Annotated in this window: 10 protein-coding genes; 7 read left to right on the top strand and 3 right to left on the bottom strand. The window is 65.1% G+C overall.

Annotation, left to right across the window (positions count from 1 at the left end; genetic code table 11):
• Positions 1–199 precede the first annotated feature (199 nt).
• The gene (locus KBZ07_RS10735) at positions 200–643 is read right to left on the bottom strand and encodes an Rrf2 family transcriptional regulator (RefSeq protein ID WP_254931606.1); all 444 of its coding nucleotides are present in this window, start codon (positions 641–643) and stop codon (positions 200–202) included.
• On the bottom strand, positions 643–2208 hold the full coding sequence (locus tag KBZ07_RS10730) for a UbiD family decarboxylase (protein ID WP_254931605.1): 1566 nt from the start codon (positions 2206–2208) through the stop codon (positions 643–645). The genes KBZ07_RS10735 and KBZ07_RS10730 overlap by 1 nt, the downstream gene beginning before the upstream one ends.
• Positions 2209–2259: 51 nt before the next feature.
• Between KBZ07_RS10730 and KBZ07_RS10725 the strand changes: the two genes are divergently transcribed.
• The 5 genes from KBZ07_RS10725 (at position 2260) to sds (ending at position 6844) form a co-directional block, all read left to right on the top strand.
• Entirely contained in the window at positions 2260–3015 is a 756-nt protein-coding gene (locus KBZ07_RS10725) for a 2-phosphosulfolactate phosphatase family protein (RefSeq protein ID WP_254931607.1), read from the top strand.
• Between the two features lie 70 nt (positions 3016–3085).
• A complete protein-coding gene (locus tag KBZ07_RS10720) occupies positions 3086–3904 on the top strand; it encodes a carbon-nitrogen hydrolase family protein (RefSeq protein ID WP_197150451.1) in 819 nt (272 codons plus the stop codon).
• A 23-nt stretch (positions 3905–3927) separates the two neighbouring features.
• Complete coding sequence (locus KBZ07_RS10715) at positions 3928–5028, top strand: N-acetylmuramoyl-L-alanine amidase (RefSeq protein ID WP_254931604.1); 1101 nt, start codon at positions 3928–3930, stop codon at positions 5026–5028.
• Positions 5025–5840 (top strand): glutamate racemase, encoded by an 816-nt coding sequence (gene murI, locus KBZ07_RS10710; protein WP_254931603.1) that lies wholly within the window; start codon positions 5025–5027, stop codon positions 5838–5840. The genes KBZ07_RS10715 and murI overlap by 4 nt, the downstream gene beginning before the upstream one ends.
• A gap of 32 nt (positions 5841–5872) precedes the next feature.
• Entirely contained in the window at positions 5873–6844 is a 972-nt protein-coding gene (sds, locus tag KBZ07_RS10705; RefSeq protein WP_197150445.1) for a solanesyl diphosphate synthase, read from the top strand.
• A 15-nt stretch (positions 6845–6859) separates the two neighbouring features.
• Here sds and KBZ07_RS10700 read toward each other — a convergent pair whose 3' ends face one another.
• Positions 6860–7528 (bottom strand): HAD family phosphatase, encoded by a 669-nt coding sequence (locus tag KBZ07_RS10700; protein ID WP_254931602.1) that lies wholly within the window; start codon positions 7526–7528, stop codon positions 6860–6862.
• 72 nt (positions 7529–7600) lie between these two features.
• On the opposite strand from KBZ07_RS10700, the gene acs reads away from it, so the two are divergent.
• Together acs and KBZ07_RS10690 are read left to right on the top strand one after the other, a co-directional pair.
• The gene (gene acs, locus KBZ07_RS10695; RefSeq protein ID WP_254931601.1) at positions 7601–9583 is read left to right on the top strand and encodes an acetate--CoA ligase; all 1983 of its coding nucleotides are present in this window, start codon (positions 7601–7603) and stop codon (positions 9581–9583) included.
• A gap of 395 nt (positions 9584–9978) precedes the next feature.
• Positions 9979–10576 (top strand): glycosyltransferase (locus KBZ07_RS10690; protein ID WP_315860161.1); only part of this gene is annotated, 598 nt, incomplete at its 3' end.

Below are 10576 nucleotides of genomic sequence, written 5' to 3'. Positions count from 1 at the left end.
CGCTCGGATTAGCTCAGGCTTACTCGTAACTAGTTGGCTATGATTGTCTCATGACGCAATTCTCTTGTTTTACCCCTTCTGCCAGGGACCTTAATTCATGGGTGAGTAATGATATATTTGATTTTTTATTCCAGAGGCTTCTATCTATTTGTTCACTAATGTTGGCCTACACTATTTTCTGCCTCTCCATCAATCCGCCCTAGCCCAGCAGCAGCCCCTGCCCCCCCTCGACTCCCGTAGCGGCGCTCTGCAGATCAAATAGCAATTCCTCCAGGTTGAGTTGCTCGAGTGCCATTTGCTGGGCTCGCTCAAGCCGGCGCTGCAAGCCGAAAGTCACCTGCTCTGCCGGCGATGACGGCCTCGAGCCTGACCGCTGCTTATGTTCATACATTGGCTCACCCACTGCGGCGAGCACGGCGGCAATGCTGATCTCCCTCGGCGGCTCAGCCAATTGATACCCCCCCAGTCGCCCCCTTCTGGCCACCAGCAGACCGGCCCGGCGCAGGCTCAGCAGGATTTGCTCCAGCATCGGTTCTGGCAATTGCTGGGCGATGGCCAGCTCATGGGTGGAGCGCCAGCGGCCGGGGTCTGCGGCCAGTTCTAGCAGGGCCTTGAGAGCATGGTTTGCCTGCTTGCTGAGCATCAGTTCTGCCTTGCCAGCCGCTCCAGCACGTTTTCGAGGGTGTAGCCGAATAGGGCCGGATCGGGTTCCCTGGAGCCGATATCGGCCAGCCCCAGCTCAGCCCAGCGGCTATCGATGCGTGCCTCCAGCTCCTCTGGTCGCCCCAGGGGCTCGCCCCAGGGGTGGCGTTTTTCCGGCCCGATCTTGGTGGTGGCATCGATCGCCAGGCGCCCGCCCAGCCCCAGCCTTTCGCTTGCGAAATCGAGTGTGTCAAATGGAGTGTTTTCGAGCACAAACAAATCCCGCTGCGGATCCACCTGGGCGCTGATTGCCCAGATCACTTGGCGCGGATCGCGGATGTTGATCGCCTTGTCGACCACCACCACAAACTTGGTGTAGGTGAATTGGGGCAGGGCACTCCAGAAGGCCAACGCCGCCCGCCTTGCCTGGCCCGGGTAGGCCTTATCGATAGCGATCACGGCCAGTTTGTAGCTGAGCCCCTCCATCGGTAGGAAGAAATCAACGATCTCCGGGATCTGCTGGCGCAGGATCGGCGTGTAGATCCGGTTCAGAGCAATGGCCAGCATCGCGTCTTCCTTGGGGGGCCGGCCGCTGAAGGTGGTGAAGTAAATCGGATTGCGCCGCTGGGTGACGCACTGGATCCGCACCACGGGCGAATCCTCCACGCCGCCGTAGAAGCCCATGTGGTCGCCGAAGGGGCCATCAGCCAGTTCTTCGCCCGGAGTGATCGTGCCTTCGAGCACCACCTCGCTGTGGCTGGGCACCTCCAGGTTCACCGTTTTGCACCTCGCCAGGCGCACGCCCTCACCGGCGTAGAGCCCGGCGAACAGCCACTCGCTCAGCTGCACCGGAATCGGGGTAGCCGCCGCCATCACCAGCAGCGGATGCACGCCAATGGCGATGGCGATCTCCAATTTCTTGCCCATGGCTGCGGCCTTGCGCAGGTGGCGGGCACCGCCGCGCACGCTCAGCCAGTGCACCGTCATGGTGTTGATGCTTTGCTGCTGTAGCCGGTACACGCCCACATTCGGCGTGCCGGTTTCGGGGTCTTTGGTGATCACCAGCCCCAAGGTGATGATCCGGCCGCCATCTCCGGGCCAGGGGCGCAGCAGCGGTAGGGCATCGAGGTTCACCGCCTCCCCCTTAAACACCTGCTGGCGGCAGGGTGGAGTGAGATCGAGATCGGGCCGGGCCCTGAGCACATCCAGCAGTACCGAGCCAAAGCGCACCGCCTCCCGGGCCCCCTTTGGAGGACGGGGCTGCTGCAGTAGGGCCAGCCGCTCGCCCAGGGCTTCGAGCTCTTCGGGCTGCTCCATGCCCAGGCTCCAGAGCACCCGCTCCTGGGTGCCGAGCAGGTTCACGGCCACCGGCATCGACGAGCCGATCACGTTTTCAAACAACAATCCCGGCCCGCCGGCGGCCAGCACCCGATCGGCGATCGCCGCCAGCTCCAGATCCGGATCCACCGGAGCGCTGATCCGGCGCAGGGCGCCTCGGGATTCGAGGAGCTCAATAAAGCCGCGTAGATCTCGGCGGCTGCGCTGGGGGGGCGCCGTGGCTGCCATCAGGTTTGACCGGTGCTTCCTACTGTGGCGCACCCTCCCCTGGCGGTGCCGGTGCAGATCTCCTACTTCGCGACTTCAGAAACGGTTCCCGAGGTGGTGCCCCCTGCCCAGGGAGGCCCCGATGCCGCCGTCGTGATCGACGTGCTGCGCGCCACCACCACCATTGCCTTTTCCCTCGAGAGAGGTGCGGAGGCCGTTGAGGCTTTTGCCGATCTGGCCAAACTCGAAGCAGCGGCTAGTGCCTGGCCTGAGCAATCCCGTTTGCGGGCAGGGGAGCGGGGGGGGAAACGCATCGATGGCTATGACCTGGGCAATTCTCCGGTTGCGATCACGCCGGAGCTGGTTTCAGGCAAGCGAATTTTCATGAGCACCACCAACGGCACCCGCTCCTTGGCAGCGGTGAAAGCCGTGCCCCTGCTTCTCACCGCTTGCCTGCCCAATCGCACCGCCGTGGCAACCAGCCTTTGGCAGAAGCAATGTGAAAAGGTATGGATTGTGGGCAGTGGCTGGGAAGGGGATTACTCCCTTGAAGACAGCCTCGCGGCGGGGGCCGTGGCCGCTGCCCTGCTCACCATCTCAGCGGCCAGCCAGAGGCCGGCCCGCATCGCCAACGATGAAATGTATGTGGCCCTGGCGGTTTGGCACCAGTGGGCCCAGGACACCGAAGGATGTCTGCGCGCCGCCAGCCACGGCCAGCGCCTGATGGGCATTGGCAACCACGACGCCGATTTTGCCTGTTGCGCCTCTGTCGACAGCCTTCAGATCGTGCCCTTCCAGGCCGAACCCGGCGTGCTGAAGGCCAGCTGATGGCCCTGCGTGGGGGCCTGGCCGATTCGGCCATTTCCCTTACAGTTCGGCCGTTCGGTCTGGGCATTCGGTGGGCAGTTTTCTGGCGGCAGCTGTGCAGCTCACCAGCACCCCGGATCCGGATGCCAATTTTGTGGCGGCCGAAGAACAGATCGAGCTGGCCGCCCGCCGCGGCGCCGAGCTGGTGGGCCTACCTGAAAACTTTGCCTTCATGGGCGAGGACAGCCGTCGCCTTGAGCTGGCCCCGGCCCTGGCGGAGCGCTGCAGCCGCTTCCTGGTCACGATGGCCCGCCGCTACCAGGTGACCCTGCTGGGCGGGGGCTTCCCTGTGCCGGCCGGAGCGGGTAAAACCTTCAACCGCGCCGAGCTGGTGGGCACCGAGGGCCAGCTGCTGGCCCGCTACGACAAGATCCATCTCTTCGATGTGGATCTGCCGGATGGCAACACCTACCGCGAATCCCTGACGGTGCAGCCCGGCAGCCAGTTGCCGCCGGTGGTGGAGGTGCCGGGCCTGGGTCGCATCGGCCTTTCGATCTGTTACGACGTGCGCTTCCCGGAGCTCTACCGCCATCTGGCCGGCGCCGGGGCGGAGGTGCTGATGGTGCCCGCCGCCTTCACGGCCTTCACCGGCAAGGACCACTGGCAGGTGCTGCTGCAGGCCAGGGCCATCGAAAACACGGCCTATGTGGTCGCCCCCGCCCAGACGGGCCTCCACTACGGCCGGCGCCAGTGCCACGGCCACTCCCTGGTGATCGACCCCTGGGGCACCGTGCTGGCTGACGCCGGGGTGGCGGTGGGATCGGCGGTGGCGCCGATCGATGCGGGCCATGGCGGCCGGGTGCGGGCCCAGATGCCCAGCCTCCAGCATCGCCGCCCGGCCCTGTTCTGAACTTTTTGATGCGCTAGGTCTTGATGCGCTGGTCCGGTCGAGTCAAGTCAAAACCAGCATTCTGGGCAGCGGCCCTGACAGCCCTCGCTGTGGTTCTGGCCGATCTGCCCGCCTGGGCCTCCTCCCTGGCCGCCTGGCGGGTTACCAGGGCGGGCCAGCTAGAGCTGCGCACCGCCCTGGACGTGCGCCCCCAGGCCTTCTTTGAGGCCGGCACGGGGCTGCGGGGGCCGAGAGTCTGGGTGGATCTGCCCGGGGCCCCCTCCCGCTCCCGCACCCTGCGGGGCGGTGGAGCCCTGCGCGAGGTGCGCATCGGCGGTTCCGATGGCCTCACCACCCGCCTCGTGCTCGAATTCGCCCCGGGCACCCAGCTGGAACCCGCCGGCCTGCGCCTGGTGGGCACAGCCCGCGACCGCTGGCGCATGGAGCTCCCCGGCCTGGCCAACCAGACCGGGCCTGCCCTCGGCGAGGGCGATCTGGATGCCGTTTCCAGTGCCCCTTTGGCCCAGATCCCGTTCCCCACGTCCGGTACTCCCCTTTCGGCCGACGGCCTGCCCGTGGTGCCCAGGGGCCGCTTCAAGGTGGTGATCGATCCCGGCCATGGCGGCCCCGATCCTGGCGCGGTCGGTATTGGTGGGCTACGGGAAACCGATGTGGTGCTGGATATCTGTCTGCAGATGGCCAGGCTGCTGCAGGCCCGGGGCGTGCAGGTGCTGATGACGCGCACCTCGGAGGTGGATGTGGACCTGCCGCCCCGGGTGAGCCTGGCCAATAGCAGTGGCGCCGACCTGTTTGTGAGCGTCCATGCCAATGCGCTGAGCATGGCTCGCCCCGATGTGAACGGGATCGAAACCTTCTATTTTGAGGGGGCAGGAGCATCAGCCCGGCGCCTGGCGGCGGCCCTTCAGCAACAGATGCTGGCCATCTCGCCGGGCAGCCCGGATCGGGGCGTGCGCACCGGGCGCTTTTTCGTGATTCGCCGCACCGTGATGCCCTCGGCCCTGGTGGAAATGGGCTTCCTCACCGGTGCGATCGACTCCCGCCGCCTCGCCGATGCCAGCTTTCGCCGGCGCATGGCCCTGGCCCTCTCTGCAGGCGTTCTCAATGCCCTGCGGGAGAGCCGATGAGCGCCTTGGTGGGCCTTTTTGACAGCGGCCTGGGCGGGCTCACGGTTCTGCGCCGGCTGCAGGAGCGCTATCCCCACTCCTCCTGCCTCTATTTGGGTGATACGGCCCGGGTGCCCTACGGCCAGCGCAGCGCGGCCGATATCCGCGCCATCGCCGCAGAGGTGGTGGCCTGGCTGCGGCACCAGCAGGTGGGCGTGCTGGTGATGGCCTGCAACACCTCCAATGCCCTGGCCCTAGATGTGGCTGTGGCGGAGGCTGGCGTGCCGGTGGTGGGCCTGATCGACAGCGTCGCGGCCGAGCTGGACAGCGACTGCGTCGGCGTGCTGGCAACCCCGGCCACGGCCAGTAGCGGCGCCTACCGCCGGGCGATCCATGCCTGCCACCCCCATGCCCAGGTGCTGGAGGTGGGCTGTCCGGCCTTCGTGCCGTTGATTGAAGCGGGGGATCTGCAGGATCCAGCCCTCGAAAGGGAGGCCCTTGCCTACCTGGCGCCCCTGCTGGCGGCGGGGGTCGACACCGTGGTGATGGGCTGCACCCACTACCCGATGTTGAGGTCCTTGCTGGCCGGGCTGTTGCCGCCCCACGTGCGCCTGGTCGATCCGGCGGCGTCTGCCGTGCGGCGCCTGGGGCCCCTGCTGGCCAGCATGGGTGGCATGCCCGAGGGGGAGCTCGGCGGGGTGGAGGTGGTGCCCCCTGCCCTGCGCACCCGGGTCTGCGTCAGCGGCCAGGCAGGAGCCTTTGCTGAAGCGGCCAGCCGCTGGCTGGGCTACCGGCCCGCTGTGGAGCGGGTGGATCTGCGATCGGTGGCTTGAGCCTCCTAGGATCAATTCACGGCGGAGGTGTTGTGGCAACGGTTGCAGAGCTGCTCCAGCCCGTTGAGGCTGACCTAGATGCCCTGCTGGCCGATCTGCGCAGCCTGATCGGGGCCGGTCACCCCATACTCCAGGCCGCCGCCGAGCACCTTTTTTCTGCCGGTGGCAAGCGCCTCCGCCCCGGCATCGTGCTGCTGCTCTCCCGGGCTGTGGCCAGCGATGGGGAGCTGGGCCCGCGCCACCGGCGCCTGGCCGAGATCACCGAAATGATCCATACGGCCTCCCTGGTGCACGACGACGTGGTGGACGGGGCCGCCACCCGCCGTGGGGTGGACACCGTGCACAGCCGCTTCAACCACCGGGTGGCGGTGCTGGCGGGGGATTTTCTCTTTGCCCAGGCCAGCTGGCACCTGGCCAACCTCGATGACCTGGAGGTGGTGAAGCTGCTCAGCCGGGTGATCATGGATCTGGCCGACGGCGAAGTGAAGCAGGGCCTGTTCCGCTACGACACCGGCCAGAGCTTCGAGACCTACCTCGAGAAGAGCTACTGCAAAACCGCCTCCCTGATCGCCAACAGTGCCCGAGCCGCCGGTGTGCTCTCGGCACTGCCCGCCCCCCAGCTCAATGAGCTCTACCGCTTCGGTCGCCAGCTGGGTCTGGCCTTCCAGGTGGTCGACGACATTCTCGACTTCACCGGTGACGACGAGCAACTGGGCAAGCCAGCTGCCAGCGACCTGGCTTCCGGCTACCTCACCGCCCCAGCTCTCTACGCCCTCGAGGAGCGGCCGGCCCTAGCTGGCTTGATTGAGCGTGAATTCAGCCAGGCCGGCGACCTCGAACAGGCACTCGAGCTGGTGCGTAGCTGTGAGGCGATTCCCCGCTCCCGGGCCCTGGCCGAGGGCTTCGCCCGGGAAGCGGGCCTTGCCCTGGGCTGGCTGCCCGTTTCGGAAGCCAGCCGGGCCCTCAAGGCCCTGCCTGATTTTGTGCTGAGCAGGCTTTTTTAATCAGTCTCGTCCAGATCACCTGAATTTCACCTGCTCCAGGCTCTGCAGGAGGGTGCACCCTGCCGGCAGTTGGGGCTTGAGCCCCACCGCTAGCTGCTGTTCAGCCGGCAACAGCACGTGTACCAAGCAGCCGGCAGCTTGGGCCGAGCGCGCACCGGCCAGTGAATCCTCAAAGGCCCAGCAGGCGGCCGGATCTACCCCCAGGCGCCGGGCTGCCAGCAGGTAGGGATCTGGGGCTGGTTTCCCGGCGCCAAGATCCGGATCATCGCCAAGAACCCTGGTATCCAGCAGGGCGATCCAGCCATGGGGCCCGCTCTTGTGGGCGACGGCAGCGGCGCTGCTGCTGCTCACCAAGGCCGCTGGGATGGCCTGGGCGATGCAACGCTCGACCAGCATCTGGGCCCCAGGCATGGCTGGCACCTGGCGCATCAGCTGTTCGGCAATCGGTTGGCGCACCGCCAGCAGGGCCTCGCACGAAGGCGGCACCAGATCCGCCTGGGCGATCCAGCTGCGCACCTGCTCGGCGCAATCGAGGCGACGGCGACCGCGCAGCGCCAACAGCTGATCTGCTGCCAGAATCAGGCCGTAGGCAGAGGTGGCCTCCAGCCAGGCCTGGCTGTGCAGCGGTTCGGTGTCGAGCAGCAGGCCGTCGAGATCGAACAGGCAGGCGGCTGGTAAACCCATCCCTCCATGTTGCTGTACCGCCCGCCAACGCGCGCTTTTAATACGTCCAGTGCCCTTTTGCCTGCTGGATCGATGCCTGATGCCACGACCGGGTCAACGATCGAATCGGTGCTGCAGGAGCAGCGTCTTTTCGCGCCGCCGGAGGCCCTGGCGGCGTCGGCCCGCATCGGCTCCCTCGAGGCTTATCAGGCCCTCTGCTCCCAGGCTGAGGCCGATCCCGATGGTTTCTGGGGGGATTTGGCCCGCAGCGAGCTGCACTGGTTCGAACCCTTCCACAGCGTGCTCGACTGGAGCAACCCGCCCTTCGCCAGGTGGTTTGAGGGCGGCACCACCAACCTTGCCTACAACTGCCTCGACCGGCACCTGGCGGGCCCCCGGGCCGAGAAGACGGCCCTGATCTGGGAGGGGGAACCTGGCGACAGCCGCAGTTTTACCTACCGCCAGCTCCACGCCGAGGTGGCCAAGGCGGCCAACGCCCTCAAGGCCCTGGGGGTTGGCAAGGGCGACCTGGTAGCCCTCTACATGCCGATGATTCCCGAGGCGGCGATCGCCATGCTGGCCTGCGCCCGCATCGGTGCCCCCCACTCGGTAGTGTTCGGCGGCTTCTCGGCCGATGCCCTGCGCGACCGGCTGATCGACGGGGAGGCCAAGCTCGTGATCACCGCCGACGGCGGTTTCCGCAAGGACAAGCCCGTGCCCTTGAAACCAGCCGTCGATGAGGCCCTGGCCGCCAATGGGGGTGCCCCCAGCGTCGAGCAGGTGCTGGTGGTAAGGCGCATTGGTGGGGAGTGCGCCATGACCGCCGGCCGCGACCAGTGGTGGCATGAGCTGGTGGAGGGCCAGGGCACCGATTGCCTGGCCGAACCCATGGCCAGCGAAGACCGCCTGTTTGTGCTCTACACCTCCGGCTCCACCGGCAAGCCCAAGGGGGTGGTGCACACCACCGCCGGCTACAACCTCTGGGCCCACCTCACCTTCCAGTGGATCTTCGACATCCGCGAAGACGACATCCACTGGTGCACCGCCGATGTGGGCTGGATCACCGGCCACAGCTACATCGTGTACGGGCCGTTGTCGGCCGGCGCCACCACGGTGATGTATGAGGGGGCACCGCGGCCGAGCAAGCCGGGCGCCTTCTGGGAGGTGATCCAGAAGCACCGCTGCACGATCTTCTACACCGCGCCCACAGCGATCCGCGCCTTCATGAAGAGCGGCCGTGAGGTGCCGGACCAGTACGACATGGGCTCCCTGCGCATCCTCGGCACCGTGGGGGAGCCGATCAATCCTGAGGCCTGGATGTGGTACCGCGATGTGATCGGCGGCAACCGCTGCCCGGTGGTGGACACCTGGTGGCAGACCGAGACCGGCGGCGTGATGATCAGCCCCCTGCCCGGCGCCACCCCCACCAAACCCGGTTCGGCGACCTTGCCCCTGCCGGGCATCAGCGCCGACATCGTCGATCACGATGGCGTGTCCCAGGCGGCTGACCAGGGCGGCTACCTGGCGATCCGGCGGCCCTGGCCGGGGATGTTCCGCACGGTGCACGGCGATCCCGAGCGCTTCAAAAAGAGCTACTGGGAGGAGATCCGCCCCGCCGACGGCAGCTGGCTCTACTTCGCCGGTGATGGCGCCCGCCGCGACGCTGACGGCTACTTCTGGGTGATGGGCCGCGTCGACGACGTGATCAACGTGAGCGGCCACCGGCTGGGAACGATGGAGATCGAGAGTGCCCTGGTGAGCCATCCGGCCGTGGCCGAGGCCGCCGTGGTGGGCCGCCCCGATGAGCTCAAGGGGGAATCCATCGTGGCCTTTGTCAGCCTGGAGGGAGGCCGCAGCGGCGATGAAGCTCTGATGGCCGAACTTCGCGCCCACGTGGCCAAGGAGATCGGTCCGATCGCCAGGCCGGATCTGATCAGGTTCACCGATGCCCTGCCGAAGACCCGCAGCGGCAAGATCATGCGCCGGATCCTGCGGGCCCTGGCCGCCGGCCAGGAGGTGAGCGGCGACACCTCCACCCTGGAGGATCGCTCGGTGCTCGATACCCTGCGGGTTTAGAAGTACTCCCAAAAAAGTATTGCAAGAATTACATCAGCCACTCGCTTATGTTGGCGTCGACATGTTTGTTTGGGCGGGATGCATGCGACCCATGCAGCCGCGAGCGCCAAAATTCCTTAATAGAGACTGTCCTATGGAGGTCTTAAGGCCTGCTACCTAGCTTGCTTGGTCGCCAAAGCCTGCCTTACCTGAACTAGAGAGATTCACAAAAAGGATTCTGCACGGTCTTTAAGTTGCAAAATCCCAAGAATCAACCCATCCCCAGCCTGAGTCAACATGGAGCTCAGCTTTGAAATAATTTATACCGCTTGCCCTGGCAGGAGACTTGAGCCAAAATGCAAATGGTTTTATGGTCGGCCGTTTTGTTTGCTACCTTTATAAGAGCTTGACGATCAATGAATCTTTTAATTTACTCGCCTCAAATGTCTCCCTACGGCGGGTTGGAAAGGCATGTCTGTCTTGTTGCAGAGGCAATCTCGGCTTCAGGCTCGAGCGTAACCCTCGTAACAACAAGCAATTCTCTATCGGCAGCATGGCGTCAGCGCTTAATAGTTTCAGGTATCTACCTGATTGAGCAGTCTGTCTCCACGGGGCGAGCTTCTGGGCTCTCAAAGGTGACGTGGCTGCTCTTTAAGTTCACTAAGCTTCGCGCAAAACACTGGGACATTATATATACAAACGGTCAGGGAAGACTTACGGGGTTAGTCTGGTTGCTGGCCGGGCCTGGAACGCGTCGGATTCATCATCATCACACATCTGCAGACAAATCAGAGCAGCGCACTTGGTCAAAGTGGTTCCTTTTGGCATTAAAAAATGCAAGTGAGTTAATAGGTTGCAGTCGTTTTACGGCATCTCAACTTGATGCCGCGACTAAGCGTTCCGATTCTCGTTTTCTGCCTTATTTAACAGAAACTGCCATTGATTTCAATTGCTCTCCGAGTCGCACCGCTGCCCAGCCCTTGCATTTTGGGTTTTTCGGTCGCCTTGTTTCAA

Source organism: Cyanobium sp. BA20m-14 (assembly GCF_024346295.1).
The sequence above is the reverse complement of the archived record's forward strand: the minus strand, read 5'-3'. Positions and strand labels throughout refer to the sequence as shown.

Coding starts and splice junctions, on each gene's coding strand:
- KBZ07_RS10735 (WP_254931606.1), bottom strand. CDS start 643: ATGCTCAGCAAGCAGGCAAACCATGCTCTCAAGGCCCTGCTAGAACTG.
- KBZ07_RS10730 (WP_254931605.1), bottom strand. CDS start 2,208: ATGGCAGCCACGGCGCCCCCCCAGCGCAGCCGCCGAGATCTACGCGGC.
- KBZ07_RS10715 (WP_254931604.1), top strand. CDS start 3,928: ATGCGCTGGTCCGGTCGAGTCAAGTCAAAACCAGCATTCTGGGCAGCG.
- murI (WP_254931603.1), top strand. CDS start 5,025: ATGAGCGCCTTGGTGGGCCTTTTTGACAGCGGCCTGGGCGGGCTCACG.
- KBZ07_RS10700 (WP_254931602.1), bottom strand. CDS start 7,528: ATGGGTTTACCAGCCGCCTGCCTGTTCGATCTCGACGGCCTGCTGCTC.
- acs (WP_254931601.1), top strand. CDS start 7,601: ATGCCTGATGCCACGACCGGGTCAACGATCGAATCGGTGCTGCAGGAG.